Origin of the sequence: Shinella sedimenti, from assembly GCF_022601905.1 — a bacterium.
Classification (GTDB): Bacteria; Pseudomonadota; Alphaproteobacteria; order Rhizobiales; family Rhizobiaceae; genus Shinella; species Shinella sedimenti.
The window spans coordinates 310,336-327,038 of the sequence record NZ_JAKVIN010000003.1; the positions used below are offsets into that span (position 1 = coordinate 310,336).

Sequence of the window (16,703 nt, forward strand, 5' to 3'; positions counted from 1 at the left end):
CCATGCTCGATCACACTGCTCCAGATTCGCTTGTACCTGTCCCGACGAATGGCCGGGCGTCCACCGTGCTCGTCGTCACCGATGCGTGGCGCCCGCAGCTGAACGGCGTGGTGCACACGCTGGAGGAACTGGCGCGGTCCATGGCGGAGGAGGGGGTCGAGGTCGTCTTCCTCACGCCGGAAAAGTTCGCGACCGTCCCGCTGCCGTCCTACCCCGAAATCCGCCTGGCGCTTGCGTCCTCGCGGCGCGTGCTGGCCGAGATCGAGGCAATCGCGCCTGACTATATCCATATCGCCACCGAGGGCCCGCTCGGCATGGCGGCGCGCCGTGCCTGTCTCAGCCGCAGGCTGCCCTTCACGACGGCCTATCACACGCGTTTTCCGGAATTCATCAGCGCCCGCCTGCCCATTCCCGAAAGCTGGAGCTACTGGTGGCTGCGCCGCTTCCACAATGCCGGCGAAGGCATGATGGTGGCGACGAAGTCGCTCGGCACGGAAATGGCGGCGCGCGGTTTCGTGCGCATCAAGCGCTGGTCGCGCGGCGTGGATACCAAGCTGTTTGATCCCGCCAAACGTCGCGATCTCGGACTGCCAAGACCGATCTTTCTCAATGTCGGGCGTGTCGCGGTGGAGAAGAACCTTCCGGCCTTCCTAGGTCTCGACCTGCCGGGCAGCAAGGTCGTGGTCGGCGACGGGCCTGATCTCGCCACGCTGCGCCAGCGCTATCCCGATGTGCACTTCCTCGGCCGCAAGACCGGCGAGGATTTGGCGAGCGTCTACGCCTCGGCCGATGTCTTCGTCTTCCCGAGCCGCACGGATACGTTCGGCAATGTCATGCTGGAGGCGCTTGCCAGCGGCGTTCCCGTCGCCGCATTCCCGGTGACGGCCCCGCGCGACGTGTTGGGTGATGCCGGCGTTCTGTCGGAAGATCTGCGTGAAGCAGCACTCGCCGCTCTCGACATCCCCAAGGACGTCGCGCTCAGCCGGGCCGCGACCTACAGCTGGCGTGCCTGCGCGCGGGAGTTTCTGGGCAATCTCGCCCGCGTGCCGCGCAGTTCGTTCGCGGCACGCCGCTTCAGCCTTCGCTAGGCATTTCCAGGCGAAGCGGGATCGCGTCGGCGTCGGACAATGCGGCAAAAGCAAAGATATAGAGCCTTTCCGGTGAACCCATATTCACGGGAAAGGCTATGGATTATTTCGCCGCCTTCAGCAGTGCGGTGACAAGGCCGGCGGTCGATGAATCGTGGCCTGCCGCACTTTCCTTGCCCTCGACGACCGGCAAAAGGCCCGTCGCCAGCTCCTTGCCCAGCTCCACGCCCCACTGGTCGAACGAGTTGATGTTGAAGAGCGCACCTTCGACGAACACACGGTGCTCGTAGAGCGCAATAAGCCGGCCGAGCGCGAAGGGCGTCAGGCTGTCGTGGACCATGGTGATCGATGGGCGGTTGCCGGAGAAGACGCGGTGCGGCGCGATCCGGTCGGCCTTCGCCTCGTCCATGCCCTTGGCGGTGAGCTGCGCCTTGGCCTCGGCGAAAGTGCGGCCCTTCATCAGCGCTTCGGACTGCGCCAGGCAATTGGCGATCAGCAGCTGGTGCTGGTGGCGCAGGCTCTTCTCGTGGCCGTTGGCCGCGATCATGAATTCGGCCGGAATGATGGCTGTGCCCTGATGGATCAGCTGGTAGAAGGCGTGCTGGCCGTTCGTGCCGGGTTCGCCCCAAACGACCGGGCCGGTCTGGCCTTCGACGGGCGTGGAATCCATCGTCACCGACTTGCCGTTCGATTCCATGTCGAGCTGCTGAAGATAGGCGGGAAAGCGCGACAGCCGCTGGTCATAGGGCAGGATCGCGCGCGAGGGATAATCCAGCACGTTGCGGTGATAATAGCCGATCAGGCCGAGCAGCATGGGGATGTTTTCGCGGATCGACGCGGTGCGGAAATGGGTGTCGATAGCGTGGCCGCCGGCCAGGAAATCGGCAAAGTTCTCCTTGCCGATAGCGATCATCAGCGGCAGGCCGATGGCCGACCAGATCGAGTAGCGCCCGCCGACCCAGTCCCAGAAGCCGAAGACGCGTTCGGCGCCGATGCCGAAGGCCGCGACCTTGTCGAGCGCCGTCGAGACCGCGCAGAAGTGGCTGCCGACCGCGGCCTCGCCCAGCGCGTCGGCGATGAACCTGCGCGCGGTCGCGGCATTGGTCATCGTCTCGATGGTGGTGAAGGTCTTGGACGCGACGATGAAGAGCGTCGTTTCCGCCTCCAGCAGCTTCAGCGTGTCGGCAATATGCGCGCCGTCGATATTGGAAACGAAGTGCAGGCGCGGCCCGTCGTGATAGGGTGCCAGCGCCAGCGTCGCCATGACGGGGCCGAGATCCGAGCCGCCGATGCCGATATTGACGACGTCCGTGATCTTCTTGCCCGTCGCGCCTTTCAGGGCGCCGGAGCGCACGCCGTCGGAAAACGCACCCATGGCATCAAGCACGGCATTGACGTCGGGCATGACATCCTTGCCCTCGACGAGGACGGGCGTGTTGGCGCGGTTGCGCAAGGCCGTGTGCAGCACGGCGCGCTCTTCGGTGATGTTGATGATCTCGCCTGCAAACATCGCGTCGCGCTTCGTCTCGACGCCGGCCTTGCGGGCAAGCTCTTCCAGGCCATCAAGCACGGCGTCGTTCACAGCGCATTTGGAATAATCGAAGAGAAAGTCTTCGAGCGTGACGCTGTAGCGGGAGAACCGTTGCGGATCGGCCGCGAAGGCCGCCCTTATGTCTGTGGCATTGGTCTCGCGAACGATGGATTTCAGCTTTTCGACAAGCGCGTTCATCGGCGTGTTCCTCGGGCCTTGGGACGATGCCGGTTAGCTAGTCGCTTTGGAGGGCGCAAATCAAGACCGCAAATGCGCCTTCCGCGAAAAAATTAAATCGGTTTAACCGGGGCTGTGTCAGCCCCGAAGGTCTTTGCGCAGGATCTTGCCGACATTGGATTTCGGAAGGTCGGCACGGAATTCGATGAATTTCGGCCGCTTGTAGTTTGTCAGGTTGGCGACGCAATGGGCCTTCACGTCGGCCTCCGTCAGGGCCTGGTCCTTCTTGACGACGAAGAGTTTCACGGCCTCGCCGGAATGTTCGTCGGGCACGCCGATCGCCGCGCATTCCAGCACGCCGGCCAGCGACATGGCCACTTCCTCCACCTCGTTGGGGAAGACGTTGAAGCCGGAGACGAGGATCATGTCCTTCTTCCGGTCGACGATCTTGGTATAGCCTTCCGAGGTCATGAAGCCGACATCGCCGGAGCGGAAGAAGCCGTCCGGTGTCATCACCTTTGCCGTCTCGTCTGGCCGCTGCCAGTAGCCGGCCATGACCTGCGGCCCGCGAATGCAGATCTCGCCGACCTCGCCGAGCGTCAGCGTCTTGCCCTCGTCGTCGCGGATCTCGATATCGGTGGAGGGTAGCGGCAGGCCGATCGTGCCGGTGAAATCGGGGCTGTCGAAGCGGTTCGCGGTGGCGACCGGCGAGGTTTCCGACAGGCCGTAGCCTTCGGTCACCGCGCAGCCCGTGATCTTCTGCCAGCGCTCCGCGACCGGCCGCTGCACTGCCATGCCGCCACCGAGCGTCAGCACGAGTTCGGAAAAGTCCAGCTTCTCGAAGTCGGGGTTGTTCATCATGGCATTGAACAGCGTGTTGAGGCCGGGGAAGATGTGGACGCGGTACTTGCCCAGTTCCTTGACGAAGGCCGGGATGTCGCGCGGATTGGCGATCAGCACGTTGTGGCCGCCGAGCGCGATGCCCATCAGCCCGTTCACGGTGAGTGCGAAGATATGGTAGAGCGGCAACGCACAGACGAAGACGAGCTGCTCTGGCCGCTTCTTGATGCGGAAGACCGGCTCGATCCACAGCTTGATCTGCTCCATGTTGGAAAGCAGGTTGGCATGGGTGAGTGTCGCCCCCTTGGATATACCCGTCGTGCCGCCGGTATATTGCAGGAAGGCCGTATCGCCAGGCGAAATGTCCACCGGCTTCAGGCTGTTTTGCGCCCCCTGGCTCATGACCTGCTTGAAAGGTGTATGTCCCGGCAGCGACCACGCGGGCACGAGCTTCTTGATCCTGCGCACCACGAGGTTGACGATCAGCCCCTTCAGACCGAGCATGTCGCCCATCGTCGTGACGACGACGTGGCGAACGGCGGTGCGCGCGACGACCTGTGCCACGGTGCCGGCGAAATTCTCCAGCACGAACAGCGCCTTGGCGCCCGAATCCTTCAGTTGGTGTTCCAGCTCGCGCGGCGTGTAGAGCGGATTGACATTGACCACGACGAGACCGGCGCGCAGAATACCGAAGATCACGACCGGGTTCTGAAGGATATTGGGCATCATGACCGCGACGCGGTCGCCCTTTTCCAGCCCCTGCGCCTGCAGCCAGACCGAGACCTTTTTCGAGGCTGCGTCGAAGTCGCGGAAAGTAAGCGTCTTGCCCATGCTGGTAAAGGCCGGGCGGTCGGCATACCGGGCGCAGCAGCTTTCCACCAGCGCGCCGATCGATGAATGGCCAAGCGGCGCGATCGTTTCGGCCATGCCCTCGGGATAGGAGGCAAGCCAGAAACGGCCGGACGCTTCGGTGGATGGCTTCTGTTCAATGGCCGACATGGGGTTCCTCCTCGTGGGCGCGTGGGGCATCGTCCGTCCTGCGGTCACCGCATGGTCCTCCAACCGTCCGGTGCGAACAAGATGATGCTTTTGGCGGGCGCCATCAAGCACCATGGCTATCTTACATTGACGTAAACGTCAACAATCGCCCGTCTCGTGCCCGATAGCTTTTTCGTGAGGCCGCCCGGCTGCGGCGTCTCACCACGCCAGCGACGAAAAAACCACGTATATGTTTAACATTCTTCGGATAGACCTTATCTAGAGGCCCGGCCTGCACGGCCCCAATGGAGTAGACGAGTTTGCCGCAATCGGAACATCGCAGAAATGAGCCCCGGCTGATCGGTATGGCGCGCCCGAGCGGAGCGGCGCTCATCTCGCCGACATCGGCGGCGCGCTGGCTGCTTGTCCTCGTCGTGCTGGCCGGCATTTACTTCTTCCATGGTTTCGTGGTCCCGGTTCTGGCCGCCCTCGTCATTGCGTTCGCTAGCTGGCCGCTCTATTCGCGCCTGCTCGCGCAGGTCAACGGCAACCGCACGCTTGCCGCCTCCATCGCGATCCTCCTCATTCTCGGCTTCATCATCGGGCCGATCATGATCGCGTCGACCTATGCCTTCCACGAAATCCGCGAGTGGATCGGCTGGGCGGTCGAGACCAATCGCACGGGCGCGCCTACGCCGGACTGGATCGGCGCGCTGCCTGTCATCGGCGGCTGGCTCGATATGCAGTGGACGCGCTTCCTCGATCATCCCGGCGCCATCGGCGAACTGACGCAGATCGTCAGCGGCGCCAATATCGGCAACATCTACCGCGTGGCCCTTGCGGCCGGCGGCAAGGCCTTCGGCCTTCTGCTCGCCATGCTGTTCATGCTGATCGCCCTGTTTTTCATCTATCGCGATGGCCAGTCCTTCGCCGCCCAGGTGGATCGTCTCGGCGAGCGTATCCTGCCGATGCGCTGGGAGCGCATCTCGCGCATTGTTCCCGCTACCATCAGCTCCACCGTCACGGGCATGACGCTGATCGCCATCGGCGAGGGCATCGTGCTTGGCGTCGCCTATTGGATCGCTGGCGTGCCCTCGGCCGTCACGCTTGGCGTTCTCACCGGCGTCATGGCGCTGTTTCCGGGCGGCGCGCCGCTCTCCTTCACACTCGTCTCGATCTATCTCGTGTCCAGCGGCTCGCCCATCGCCGGCCTCGCGCTGTTCATCTGGGGCTCGGTGGAACTCTTCATCGTCGACAAGACGCTGCGGCCGCGCCTCGTCGGTGGTCCGATCAAGCTGCCCTTCCTGCCGACCTTCTTCGGCCTGATCGGCGGCGTGAAAACCATGGGCTTTCTCGGCCTGTTCATCGGCCCCGTGCTGATGGCGCTGCTGGTCGCGATCTGGCGTGAATGGATTCGGGAGATCGACGCGACGGATCCGCCCGCCGCAATCCGCCTGGACGCCCGCCCACAGACGCCGGACCTGCCTGAACGTGGGCGCAACGCCAGCTGACGATGCCGTTTTGCAGCGTCGTTTACGCTGCGCTCCGGCGATAGATGGCCGCGGCTGCACCGATCAGTTCGGCATTTCCGGATGCCTGTTCGCCGTTCTCGAGCAGGCGCCCGTCTTCCAATCCGATACGGGTGGACCAGCGTTTCCGATGCGCCTGTGCAACGAAATGCCAGACAGTCGCGTCGAAACCGTGAAGCAGGATCGGCCGGACAATATTGGCGCGCGCAAGAACACGCTCGATGCCATCGGCAATCGCATCGGCCCTGGCGAAATCCTGCTCCTCGATCTCTATGAGGACGCGAAAGATACGGCGGCTGTCTGCAAGCGAAGCGAACCGTTCGGCATCGGCAATGGTGGCCAGCCCCGCCTCCACGCCGACACCGATATGATGCAGCAATCCGATGACGGCCGGTGCATCGGGCTCCGACAGATTGACGGAGGCATAGTCGGGCAGCATGCGCCAGCGGGAAATGCAGTCCCGCGTCCGCTCCACGTCGCCTTCGATCCAGGCGCCCGTCGACACACCGATAAGCGTTCCCGGGCAGGCGCGTCGCACGGCCAGTATCGTTTCATCGATGGCCGCCAGGCTTTCGCGTCCGTCGGCACCGCGAGGGTGGATGTGCAACTCAGCCGCACCCGCCGCAACACAGGCCGCGCCGTCGGCGGCCATGGCGTCTGCGGTAGTGGGCAAGCGCGGATGGTAGTCGTGGGGCCGTGCCCCGTTCAAGCAGGCCTGTACGATCATCGCAAGCTCCGTGTAACTGCGTCAGTCTAGCGGCGTCCGCACGGTTCGCAAGGTGGCGGGCCCCCGCGAGGGATGTTTCAGGGGGCGGCGTCTTTCCCGTCTTTCGCTGTCCAGTAATGCTCGACGATTTTCTGCTGATTGCCGATGAGATGGCCCGCGATGGCAGGGTCACCGCCCGTCATACGCTCGGCATCGGCACCGCACAGAAGCAGGAACATGCGCTGGTGCACGACGGCGGCAAAATAGTCCTGCGGCGGCGGAGCCTCTGGCGTCTGGACGCTTTTCCAGGCCTCCCCCACCTCTTGCGCAGCACCCTCAACCGCTGCCAGGACGGCATCCATCATCCGCGCCTGGGCATTCTCCACGATATCGTTGGCGCGCCGTTGTTCAGGCGTGGGAATAGGGCAGGTGTCGCTCATACGAGGAGGCTCCTGTAAAGGGGACGATCGAGTCTAACAGTTTACCGGATTTAACCACCAACTGCGTCTGCCTGACGGCAAGTCGAAATCATAAATGTTTTGGGGAGGAAGATGGTGCCGCTTACGTGACTCGAACACGTGACCCCGTCATTACGAATGACGTGCTCTACCAACTGAGCTAAAGCGGCCTTCATGGTCCCGAAGCGTGCCGGGACCGGAATGGGTGCGCTGATAACCGCTATGCGCGGAGATTTCAAGCGGTGAGTTTCAACTTCCGCATTTTTCCCCGCGCCATCTGGTGCGCGCCCACTTCAGCCGGCAGCGATGCGGGCCTTGGTGGCGGCATATTCCCGCTCCAGGCGCGCGACGAGTTCTGCCGTCGGGGTAACGGACTGGACGGCGCCGATGCCCTGGCCGCAGCCCCAGATGTCCTTCCACGCTTTGGCCCCTGATGTTGCCGTCTCGAAATCCATCTTCGAGGGATCAGCCTCCGGCAGATGGTCCGGATCCATGCCGGCGGCGGCGATGGAGGGTTTCAGGTAGTTGCCGTGAATGCCGGTGAAATAGTTGGAATAGACGATGTCGGCGGCGGCGCTGTCGACGATCATCTGCTTGTAGGCATCGCTGGCACGGGCTTCTGTCGTGGCGATGAAGGGCGAGCCGATATAGGCCATGTCGGCGCCCATCGCCTGGGCTGCAAGAATGGCGCCGCCGGTGGAAATGGCACCGGAGAGCAGCAGGGGGCCGTCGAACCATGCGCGGATTTCCTGGACGAGTGCGAAGGGCGAGAGCGTGCCCGCATGGCCGCCCGCACCGGCTGCGACGGCGATCAGGCCGTCGGCGCCCTTGCGGATCGCGGAGCTTGCGTGCCGGTTGTTGATGACGTCGTGCAGCACGATGCCGCCATAGGAGTGGATCGCGGCATTCACTTCAGGCACCGCCCCCAGCGAAGAAATGACGATGGGCACTTTGTACTTCACGCACATCGCGAGATCGTGCTCCAGCCGCTTGTTGGAGCGATGGACGATCTGGTTGACGGCAAACGGCGCCGCCGGGCGGTCTGGGTGCTGCGCATCATGTGCGGCAAGGGTTTCTGTTATCTCGGCCAGCCACTCGTCAAGTTGCGATTCCGGGCGCGCGTTCAGCGCTGGAAAGGCGCCGACCACCCCGGCCTTGCATTGCGCGATGGTCAGTGCAGGGTGCGAGATGATGAAGAGCGGTGCCGCGACAACGGGGAGGCGCAGCTTGTCCTTGAGGATCGCGGGCAGGGCCATGAAGACGTCCTTCTTTGACGTTTACGAAAACGTCAAAAGGATAGCAGTGGGAATGCGCCGTGAAAAGAGGTTGAAGGCGGACGGGTAAAGGGGCGTTAGTCGGTAGCAGGCCCGAGAGCACCGGCAAGCGCCGTGCCTCGCCGAACTGGGCTCTCTGGCCATGTGGCCCGTCGTGATCGCGCCGGTGTGATCCCACTGAACCGGTCCGGTGCGCGTCCGCCCCGATTCGCGTTTGTGGCGGCTGGAGCGATCGTGGCTCGCGTGCTGCGGGCTCCAACGCAGCTTATCCCCGGAGAAGGAGGGCGGTTCGGCTGCCGAGACTTGCGCAAATTCTCGTCAAACGTTACGCAAAAACCAACAAAAGCCGGAAAGTGAAGCTCTTTCCACAGATGTGTTTGACCGCGGCGGGGAGCGGTCGCCGAGAAGGATCGGACGTGAGCGGACTGGAAGCGGCAATCAGAAACGCGCTGGCGCGCTCGGAACGTGCCAATGCCGAGGTGCGCGCACGCATCTACCAGTCGGCGCGCAACGCCCTGGAGGCGGGCCTGCGCAAGCAGGACATCAACGATCCCGAGGCGGTGGCCGCGCAACGCCATCGGCTCGAGGCGACGATCCGCCAGATCGAGACGGAAGAGCGGGCGCAGGCCGGTGCCGCCGCACGCGAGGTCCGCGCGGAGCCGCGGGTCGAGATGCGGCCCGAACCGGAGATGCGCGCCGAGCGTGATATCCGCCCTGAGCCGACGCTGGATGCCGAGCCGCGCATCGAGCCGGAGCGCAGGGCGCCGCAAGGCGATATGGGCGCGATACGTCCCGAGCGCATGGAGCGTCTCGGTGAAGGCGGTGCGCCGACGACGACGGCGGCGGCCGCCTCTGCGAGCCAGCCCTCCGATTTCCGCCCGGAGCGCGTCGCCAAGGCGCGCAAGCGCCGGGGGCGGCTGTTCTCCTTCCTTCTCGTGCTCGCAACGTTGATCGCGGCATTCGGCGCGCTTGCCTGGTGGGTGCGATCGAGCGGCCTGCTGGACGACCTGCAGGACGACTCCAGGCCGCCGGCGCGGGTTTCGGCGGAGGATTTCTCCGGCGAGGACCCGATCAAGAAGGCGCTCGACACGCAAAGCCGCTTCACCTCCGATTGGCGCTCGGTCTTCGCGCCGGGCGACGCCGCCAAGCTTTCCGCCGGTGCGGCCGGACGATTCGAATCGGTCAGCACCAGCGACGGGCAGGCCGTGCGTATCACCTCGACAAACCCGGAGCGTGCCGGTGCGGTGCAGATAGAGGTATCGCCGGAGGTTCTGAGCGAGATGGGCGGCAAGACCTCAACGATCGCGCTCACCGTGCAGGCTGCCGGCGACAAGCCGGTGCAGGTGGCTGTGGAATGCGATTTCTCCACCATGGGCGGCTGCGGGCGCCATCGCTTCACGGTGTCGGAGCGCACGGACATTCTGTTCCAGGTGGAGTTCGACCGCTCGCTTTCGCCGAGCGAGCCGGGACATCTGCTGCTCAACAGCGACATTGCCGGCGGCGGCGCGAGCGTGAACCTCTACGCCGTCCGTATCCTCCCGGGCGAATAAGAAGCGGACGCGGGCCGGTCCCGCGCCTTCGCAGATTTTCGTCGGCCTACTTTACGAAGTCGGCCCCGTGCCGACGATCTTGTCATCGATCTCGCCGATCGCCTTCTTGTCCTTGCCGTCATAGTCGAGCGTCTTGAGGATGTGGCGGATCAGGTTGATGCGCGCGCGCCGCTTGTCGTTGGCGCGGATCACGGTCCAGGGCGCGTGGTCCGAATGCGTCTCCTTCAGCATCCGGTCGCGCTTTTGTGTGTAGTCGTCCCACTTGTTGAGCGCGGCAATGTCCATCGGCGAGAGCTTCCAGACCTTGAGCGGATCGTGCTGGCGATCGTGAAACCGTTTCAGCTGCATCTCCCGGCCGATATTGAGCCAGAACTTGAAGAGATGGATATCGTCCGAAACGATCATCTTCTCGAAGCGCGGCGTTTCCTTGAGGAAGCGTTCGTATTGCTCGGGCGTGCAGAAGCCCATGACCGGTTCGACGCCGGCGCGGTTGTACCAGGAGCGGTCGAACAGCACGAATTCGCCCGACGTGGGGAAGGTGGCGACATAGCGCTGGAAATACCATTGGCCGCGCTCGGTCTCGGTGGGTTTGGTGAGCGCGACGATGCGCGCGGAGCGCGGGTTCATGTAGGACATGGTCGCATGGATCGCGCCGCCCTTGCCGGCCGCGTCCCGGCCCTCGAACACGGCCATGATGCGTTTTCCGGTCTTCTGTTGCCAGAACTGTACCTTGACCAGTTCGATCTGGAGCAGCTTTAGCGTCTTCTCGTATTCCTTGTTGTCGAGCTTCTTTTCATAGGGATAGTCGTCGGAGCCGAAGGCCTTCTCCTCGATCCAGTCGGGCAGCACGGGATTGTCGATGTCGAACACCCGCTTCTTGCCGTTGATATCCAGTTCGACAGACCGGTTTTCGGCCACTTCCGCCATCGTTTGCTCCTTCGGGTACAGACCGCGGCGCGCGCCGCTTCTTCGAAAGGTGGCCATAAGCGCATTGCGAATTCAAGCGCACCGTGAAAAACATGTCATGAAATCGCGCTATCCATCGAGAATCGGCGGGGCGCGGAGGCTGAGATGCTTGCAAGGGAATGGGTGGCGGTGACGGATCAGCGGACGATCCTCGGCTGGCTGGCAACGCAACTGTGGGGCGAGCGCGTTCTGATCGCCTCGGCCATCTTTGTCGGCTTCGTGATGTGGCTTGCCGGCCTGCATCTGGGCTGGGTGTCCTTCACCGTGCTCCTGCTCGTCATTGCCGGCCTGGTGCGAACCGACCGGCGCGCCGCCGAAGGCAATGCGCGCACCATGGCGGTTCCGGCCGTTGCGGTGCCGGAAAACGATACCGTGGCTGCCGGGCAGGACGATCTGTCGGCCATCGCCGCCGTCCTGGGCGCGCTGGATGCGCCGGCCCTGCTGATTTCCGCCCGCGAGACCGTCAGATTGCAGAACCGCGCCGCAGAGGCGGTCTTCGGGGCTATCCCGCTCGGAAGCGACCTTGCGGGGCGCATCCGCGCACCCGGCATCCTCGACATGGTCCGCGAAGCCCTCGCGACAGGCCAGCCGCGCGAAACGGAGCATGCCGAGCGCCTGCCGTCCGAGACGGTCTATGTGGTCCGTATTGCCCCTCTGGCCGAAAAATCCGGCGAACCGCTCTGGCTCCTGACCTTCCGCGATGTCTCGCAGGCCCGCCGTATCGATCGCATGCGGTCCGATTTCATCGCCAATGCCAGCCATGAACTGCGCACACCGCTCGCCTCGCTGCGCGGCTTTATCGAAACGCTGCAAGGCCCTGCAAAAAACGATACCAAGGCCCACGAGCGCTTCCTCGGCATCATGCATGAACAGGCCACGCGCATGAGTCGGCTTGTCGATGACCTCCTGTCGCTTTCACGCCTCGAGCTGCGGTCGAATGTTGCGCCCGATCAGACCGTCGATCTCGTACCGTTGATCGCCCATGTTCGCGACAGTCTGCAGCCGCTGGCCTCGGAGCTCGGCGTCGACATCGTGCTCGACCTGCCCGCCCATCCCGTTCTCGTCTCTGGCGAGCGGGACGAACTCGTGGAGGTCTTCGAGAACCTCATCGAGAACGGCTGCAAATATGGCCAGGATGGCAAGCGCGTCGACGTGGCGCTCTCCGGCGGCACCGGCGGGGCGCCCGTCGAGGTCTCCGTTAAGGATTACGGCCCCGGCATTCCTCCTGAACATGTGCCGCGCATCACAGAACGTTTCTACCGGGTTAATGTCGAGGCCAGCCGGTCCAAGAAAGGCACGGGCCTTGGGCTTGCGATCGCCAAGCATATCCTTACCCGCCACAAGGCACGCCTCGTGGTGCGGTCCGAGGTGGGCAAGGGAACCGTCTTTACGGTGAAGTTCTGACACAAACTGTCACGACGTATCGGGCCTGTCTGGAATAAGCGATTATTTTCAGTCGGTTACCCTGTCACAAATGTTTCGCGAAACTGACATAAAAGGGATGGCGATCGGGGCGTAGAGAGAAGCCGCCGGTCAGCGGCAGAGAGCGCCAGACGAGCGCTTCCCACATATGTCCTCTTCGGGAGAACCCAGATGAAATCTCTTAAGTTCACAGTTGCGGCGCTTGTAGCCTCCGCCGCATTCGCAGGCGTTGCCGTTGCGCGCGACCAGGTCCAGATCGCCGGCTCCTCCACCGTTCTTCCCTATGCCAAGATCGTCGCCGAGACGTTTGCCGAGACCTATCCGGACTTCAAGACCCCGATCGTCGAATCCGGCGGCTCTTCCGGCGGCCTGAAGGAATTCTGCAAGGGCGTCGGCCCGAACACCATCGACGTTGCCAATTCTTCGCGTCCGATCAAGGAAAGCGAAGTCGAGGCCTGCAAGGCCGCTGGCGTGACAGAGATCCAGGAAGTGAAGATCGGCTATGACGGCATCGTCTTCGCAACCGACAGCGGCAATGCCGATCTGAAGCTGGTTCCGAAGGATCTCTATCTCGGCCTCGCCGCCGAAGTCGTCGTTGACGGCAAGCTGGTCGCCAATCCCTACAAGAAGTGGTCGGAAGTCAACAAGGACCTTCCGGACGCCGAAATCGCCGCCTACATCCCGGGCGAAAAGCACGGCACGCGCGAAGTCTTCGAAGAGAAGATCCTGGCTGCCGGTTGCAAGGATGCCGGCGCGCTTGACGCGATCAAGGCTGCCGTTTCCGACGAAAAGGAACAGCACGCCAAGTGTGTCGCCGTTCGCAAGGACGGCCTGGCTGTCGATATCGACGGTGACTACACCGAAACGCTCGCCCGTATCGCTGCCAACAAGTCCGGCATCGGCGTCTTTGGCCTGTCCTTCTACGAAAACAACGCCGACAAGCTGAAGGTCGCCACCGTCAACGGTATCGTTCCGTCGACCGAAACGATCGCTTCCGGCGAATACCCGGTTTCGCGCCCGCTGTTCTTCTACGTCAAGAAGGCGCATCTCGGCGTCATCCCCGGCCTGAAGGAATATGTCGAGTTCTTCACGAGCGACGACATGATCGGCCCCGACTCTCCGCTGGCTGAATACGGCCTCGTTGCCGCTCCGGAAGCCGAGCGCGAAGAAATCCGCAAGGCCTTCGCTGACGGTAAGATCATGTAATGACCTTGGGTCGCCGCGGCGGTTTGCGCCGCGGCGACCTCTGGCTTTCGGGCGGCGACGCCCACGTCATGTTCTTCGACCGGGAATGGGGCGCCCTGTCGAACGGTCGGGGCGAGCGATTTGGCACGCTCAGGGCGGATGATCTCGCCAGGAGACTTTCCTAAAATGAGTATTTCCTTTCTTTTGCTCATCATCGCCGTGATCGGCGTGGCGGGCTATCTTTTCGGAAGCTGGCGCGCCAACGCGCTTGCCGGCGGCAAGCTCTCGAGCTTGCATTCGCGTCCGGGCTACTACGGTTCCTTCGTCGCTATCTGGTCGATCCTGCCGGCTCTCGTCGTGATACTGGTCTGGATCATCGCAAGCCCGATCTACATCAGCTCGACGGTTCGCGGCGGCTTTCCTGAAGAGGTCAAGGCCACGTCGCAGGCCGAGCAGAACCTCGCCTACAACATGATCGGCGCCATTTCGCGCGGCCTGAACACGCTGTCGGCCCAGGAGCGCGAAGCGATGTTCGCCGATAGCGCGACCGCCCGCACCGTTCTGGCTGCCAAGGGTGTTCCGCTTGCGGCCGATCCGGCGCCGTACATGCTGACATCCGCCGACGATCTCAACCGCATGACGCAGGCGAGCAGCACCTTCCTGTCGATCCTCGTCATCATCGCGGCCCTTGCCGGCGCCTTCCTCTCCTATCGCGCCATTGCGCCGAAGTTCCGCGCTCGCAACCGCGTGGAGGGTGTGATGCTGGTCAGCCTCATCGCGGCGTCCTCCATCGCGATCCTGACGACGGTCGGCATTGTGGCCTCCATGGCGACGGAAGCCATCCACTTCTTCAACATGGTTCCGGCCTGGGAATTCTTCTTCGGAACGACCTGGGATCCGCGCTTCGCCGCAGCGGGCGCCACGGCGTCGGCCGGTCAGTTCGGCCTGATCCCGTTGCTTGCAGGCACGCTCTATATCGGCTTCGTCGCCATGCTGGTCGCCGTGCCGGTCGGTCTCTTCGCCGCCATCTACATGTCGGAGTACGCCTCGCGGACCGTGCGTTCCATCGCCAAGCCGCTGCTCGAAGTGCTCGCGGGCATCCCGACCATCGTCTACGGCTTCTTCGCCCTTATCACCGTCGGCCCGTTCCTGCGCGATATCTCCGCACAGCTGAACGGCCTCGTCACGGGCAACTATGCGAGCTTCATCCAGGCGCAGAGCGTTCTGACGGCCGGCATCGTCATGGGCATCATGCTCATCCCCTACGTCTCCTCGCTATCGGACGACATCATCACCGCAGTGCCGCGCGCCCTGCGTGACGGTTCGCTCGGTCTCGGTGCCACCCGCTCGGAAACCATCAAGCGGGTCATCATGCCGGCCGCACTGCCGGGCGTTGTCGGTGCACTGCTGATGACTGCCTCGCGCGCTATCGGCGAAACCATGATCGTGGTGCTCGCGGCCGGTGTCGCCGCCCGCATGCAGCTCAATCCGTTCGAGCCGATGACAACGGTGACGGTCAAGATCGTCAACCAGCTGACTGGGGACCTCGAATTCACCTCGCCGCAGACGCTGGTGGCCTTCGCGCTCGGCATCACGCTGTTCGCGATCACGCTTTGCCTGAACATCTACGCCCTCTACATCGTGCGCAAATACCGGGAGCAGTACGAATGAGCCAGGTCTCCACCAGCCCCTCCATGGCTGCCGTCGGCGCCTCCGCCAAGCCCGAACGCCGCGATATCGGCCTGCGTGGCCGCTATGCCGCCGAACGCCGCTTCCGCTTCTACGGAATGGCAGCAATCGCCTTCGGCCTCCTGTTCCTCTTCCTCCTGCTGTTTTCGGTCGTCTCCAAAGGCTACACCGCATTCCAGCAGACGATGATCACGATCCCGGTCGAGTTCTCGCAGCAGATCATCGACAAGAACAACGAGCGCGCCACCAATCCGCAGAAGCTCGTGACCGCGAACTACCCCGTCGTGGCGCGCAACGCGCTCGCCAAGGTGCTCGGCGTCAGCGAAGACGACCGCGCCGGCTTGAAAGCCGTCAACGGCATGATTTCCGACAGCGTGCGGGTGCAGCTGCGCAATCTCGTGACGGCCGATCCGTCGATCATCGGCACGACGCAGAACGTCACCTTCCTGGCGCACGGCGATCTCGACTCCGCCTTCAAGGGGCAGATCGATCTCGGCGTGCCCGAAACGAACCGAAAGGTCTCCGACAAGCAGGTCGGCTGGATGAACCAGCTTGCCGAAAGCGGCGCCCTTTCCAAGCACTTCAACACCGGACTCTTCACCAACGGCGCATCGAGCCGTCCGGAGGCCGCAGGCGTGGGCGTCGCCCTCATCGGTTCGCTCTACATGATGCTGATCGTGCTGGTGCTGTCGCTGCCGATCGGCGTGGCCGCCTCGATTTATCTCGAAGAGTTTGCCCCGAAGAACCGCTTCACGGATCTCATCGAGGTCAACATCAACAACCTCGCCGCCGTACCTTCCATCGTCTACGGTCTGCTCGGTCTCGCCGTCTTCATCAACTTTGCCGGCTTTCCGCGCTCGGCGGCGCTGGTCGGCGGTCTGGTGCTGACCCTCATGACGCTGCCGACGATCATCATCGCGACCCGCGCCGCGCTGAAAGCCGTGCCGCCTTCGATCCGTGCAGCAGCACTCGGGCTCGGTGCCTCCAAGATGCAGACCGTGTTCCATCACGTCCTGCCGCTCGCCATGCCGGGCATCCTGACCGGCACGATCATCGGCCTTGCCCATGCGCTCGGCGAAACCGCGCCGCTGCTCCTCATCGGCATGGTCGCTTTCGTCGCCGACGTCCCGGCAACGCCGATGGACCCGGCAACGGCTCTTCCGGTGCAGATCTACATGTGGGCGAACGAGGCCGAACGCGCCTTCGTGGAGCGCACGTCGGGAGCCATCATCGTGCTCCTCATCTTCCTCATCCTCATGAATGTCGGTGCGATCCTCCTGCGCCGCCGTTTCGAACGACGCTGGTAGAAG

Annotated in this window: 14 protein-coding genes and 1 tRNA gene; 8 read left to right on the top strand and 7 right to left on the bottom strand. The window is 63.5% G+C overall.

The window, feature by feature from the left end; all coding sequences use genetic code 11:
* The first annotated feature begins 2 nt into the window (after window positions 1-2).
* Complete coding sequence (locus tag MKI86_RS08900) at window positions 3-1,088, top strand: glycosyltransferase family 4 protein (RefSeq protein WP_241600082.1); 1,086 nt, start codon at window positions 3-5, stop codon at window positions 1,086-1,088.
* 103 nt (window positions 1,089-1,191) lie between these two features.
* On the opposite strand, the gene pgi is transcribed toward MKI86_RS08900, so the two are convergent.
* Together pgi and MKI86_RS08910 are read right to left on the bottom strand one after the other, a co-directional pair.
* Window positions 1,192-2,817 (bottom strand): glucose-6-phosphate isomerase, encoded by a 1,626-nt coding sequence (pgi, locus tag MKI86_RS08905; RefSeq protein ID WP_241600084.1) that lies wholly within the window; start codon window positions 2,815-2,817, stop codon window positions 1,192-1,194.
* Window positions 2,818-2,934: 117 nt separating this feature from the next.
* Window positions 2,935-4,635 carry a long-chain-fatty-acid--CoA ligase gene (locus MKI86_RS08910; RefSeq protein ID WP_241600086.1) on the bottom strand — a complete coding sequence of 567 codons (1,701 nt, stop codon included), beginning with the start codon at window positions 4,633-4,635 and terminating at the stop codon, window positions 2,935-2,937.
* A 344-nt stretch (window positions 4,636-4,979) separates the two neighbouring features.
* Here MKI86_RS08910 and MKI86_RS08915 point away from each other — a divergent pair, with 344 nt between their 5' ends.
* Window positions 4,980-6,125, top strand: coding sequence for an AI-2E family transporter (locus MKI86_RS08915; protein WP_241600088.1), 1,146 nt, complete (start codon window positions 4,980-4,982; stop codon window positions 6,123-6,125).
* A 22-nt stretch (window positions 6,126-6,147) separates the two neighbouring features.
* On the opposite strand, the gene MKI86_RS08920 is transcribed toward MKI86_RS08915, so the two are convergent.
* The 4 genes from MKI86_RS08920 to MKI86_RS08935 form a co-directional block, all read right to left on the bottom strand.
* Window positions 6,148-6,870 (bottom strand): 3-keto-5-aminohexanoate cleavage protein, encoded by a 723-nt coding sequence (locus MKI86_RS08920; RefSeq protein ID WP_241600090.1) that lies wholly within the window; start codon window positions 6,868-6,870, stop codon window positions 6,148-6,150.
* Between the two features lie 77 nt (window positions 6,871-6,947).
* On the bottom strand, window positions 6,948-7,289 hold the full coding sequence (locus tag MKI86_RS08925) for a hypothetical protein (RefSeq protein WP_241600092.1): 342 nt from the start codon (window positions 7,287-7,289) through the stop codon (window positions 6,948-6,950).
* Between the two features lie 112 nt (window positions 7,290-7,401).
* A tRNA-Thr gene (locus MKI86_RS08930) sits at window positions 7,402-7,477 on the bottom strand.
* A 123-nt stretch (window positions 7,478-7,600) separates the two neighbouring features.
* Complete coding sequence (locus tag MKI86_RS08935; RefSeq protein WP_241600094.1) at window positions 7,601-8,563, bottom strand: NAD(P)H-dependent flavin oxidoreductase; 963 nt, start codon at window positions 8,561-8,563, stop codon at window positions 7,601-7,603.
* Window positions 8,564-8,997: 434 nt separating this feature from the next.
* Between MKI86_RS08935 and MKI86_RS08940 the strand changes: the two genes are divergently transcribed.
* Window positions 8,998-10,131: a biotin transporter BioY gene (locus MKI86_RS08940; protein WP_241600096.1), complete on the top strand. Its 1,134-nt coding sequence runs from the start codon at window positions 8,998-9,000 to the stop codon at window positions 10,129-10,131.
* 51 nt (window positions 10,132-10,182) lie between these two features.
* Here the strand turns inward: MKI86_RS08940 and ppk2 are convergent, their stop codons facing one another.
* Entirely contained in the window at window positions 10,183-11,058 is an 876-nt protein-coding gene (ppk2, locus tag MKI86_RS08945; RefSeq protein WP_241600098.1) for a polyphosphate kinase 2, read from the bottom strand.
* A gap of 144 nt (window positions 11,059-11,202) precedes the next feature.
* On the opposite strand from ppk2, the gene phoR reads away from it, so the two are divergent.
* The 5 genes from phoR to pstA all read left to right on the top strand — a co-directional run bounded on the left by phoR (window position 11,203) and on the right by pstA (window position 16,700).
* Window positions 11,203-12,501 (top strand): phosphate regulon sensor histidine kinase PhoR, encoded by a 1,299-nt coding sequence (phoR, locus tag MKI86_RS08950; protein ID WP_370879926.1) that lies wholly within the window; start codon window positions 11,203-11,205, stop codon window positions 12,499-12,501.
* Between the two features lie 189 nt (window positions 12,502-12,690).
* Window positions 12,691-13,725 (top strand): PstS family phosphate ABC transporter substrate-binding protein, encoded by a 1,035-nt coding sequence (locus MKI86_RS08955; RefSeq protein ID WP_241600101.1) that lies wholly within the window; start codon window positions 12,691-12,693, stop codon window positions 13,723-13,725.
* Window positions 13,725-13,889 carry a hypothetical protein gene (locus MKI86_RS08960; RefSeq protein WP_241600104.1) on the top strand — a complete coding sequence of 55 codons (165 nt, stop codon included), beginning with the start codon at window positions 13,725-13,727 and terminating at the stop codon, window positions 13,887-13,889. The genes MKI86_RS08955 and MKI86_RS08960 overlap by 1 nt, the downstream gene beginning before the upstream one ends.
* A gap of 1 nt (window position 13,890) precedes the next feature.
* Window positions 13,891-15,375, top strand: a complete 1,485-nt coding sequence (gene pstC / locus MKI86_RS08965; protein WP_241600106.1) for a phosphate ABC transporter permease subunit PstC — start codon at window positions 13,891-13,893, stop codon at window positions 15,373-15,375.
* Window positions 15,372-16,700 carry a phosphate ABC transporter permease PstA gene (gene pstA, locus MKI86_RS08970; RefSeq protein WP_241600108.1) on the top strand — a complete coding sequence of 443 codons (1,329 nt, stop codon included), beginning with the start codon at window positions 15,372-15,374 and terminating at the stop codon, window positions 16,698-16,700. Before pstC ends, pstA begins: the two co-directional genes overlap by 4 nt.
* Window positions 16,701-16,703 lie beyond the last annotated feature (3 nt).

What these genes read in the sequence shown, in the direction of transcription:
- MKI86_RS08920 (WP_241600090.1), bottom strand. Translation starts at nt 6,870, where the DNA reads ATGATCGTACAGGCCTGCTTGAACGGGGCACGGCCCCACGACTACCAT.
- MKI86_RS08900 (WP_241600082.1), top strand. Translation starts at nt 3, where the DNA reads ATGCTCGATCACACTGCTCCAGATTCGCTTGTACCTGTCCCGACGAAT.
- MKI86_RS08910 (WP_241600086.1), bottom strand. Translation starts at nt 4,635, where the DNA reads ATGTCGGCCATTGAACAGAAGCCATCCACCGAAGCGTCCGGCCGTTTC.
- ppk2 (WP_241600098.1), bottom strand. Translation starts at nt 11,058, where the DNA reads ATGGCGGAAGTGGCCGAAAACCGGTCTGTCGAACTGGATATCAACGGC.
- MKI86_RS08915 (WP_241600088.1), top strand. Translation starts at nt 4,980, where the DNA reads ATGGCGCGCCCGAGCGGAGCGGCGCTCATCTCGCCGACATCGGCGGCG.
- MKI86_RS08955 (WP_241600101.1), top strand. Translation starts at nt 12,691, where the DNA reads ATGAAATCTCTTAAGTTCACAGTTGCGGCGCTTGTAGCCTCCGCCGCA.
- pstC (WP_241600106.1), top strand. Translation starts at nt 13,891, where the DNA reads ATGAGTATTTCCTTTCTTTTGCTCATCATCGCCGTGATCGGCGTGGCG.
- MKI86_RS08925 (WP_241600092.1), bottom strand. Translation starts at nt 7,289, where the DNA reads ATGAGCGACACCTGCCCTATTCCCACGCCTGAACAACGGCGCGCCAAC.
- MKI86_RS08935 (WP_241600094.1), bottom strand. Translation starts at nt 8,563, where the DNA reads ATGGCCCTGCCCGCGATCCTCAAGGACAAGCTGCGCCTCCCCGTTGTC.
- phoR (WP_370879926.1), top strand. Translation starts at nt 11,203, where the DNA reads ATGCTTGCAAGGGAATGGGTGGCGGTGACGGATCAGCGGACGATCCTC.
- pstA (WP_241600108.1), top strand. Translation starts at nt 15,372, where the DNA reads ATGAGCCAGGTCTCCACCAGCCCCTCCATGGCTGCCGTCGGCGCCTCC.
- MKI86_RS08960 (WP_241600104.1), top strand. Translation starts at nt 13,725, where the DNA reads ATGACCTTGGGTCGCCGCGGCGGTTTGCGCCGCGGCGACCTCTGGCTT.
- pgi (WP_241600084.1), bottom strand. Translation starts at nt 2,817, where the DNA reads ATGAACGCGCTTGTCGAAAAGCTGAAATCCATCGTTCGCGAGACCAAT.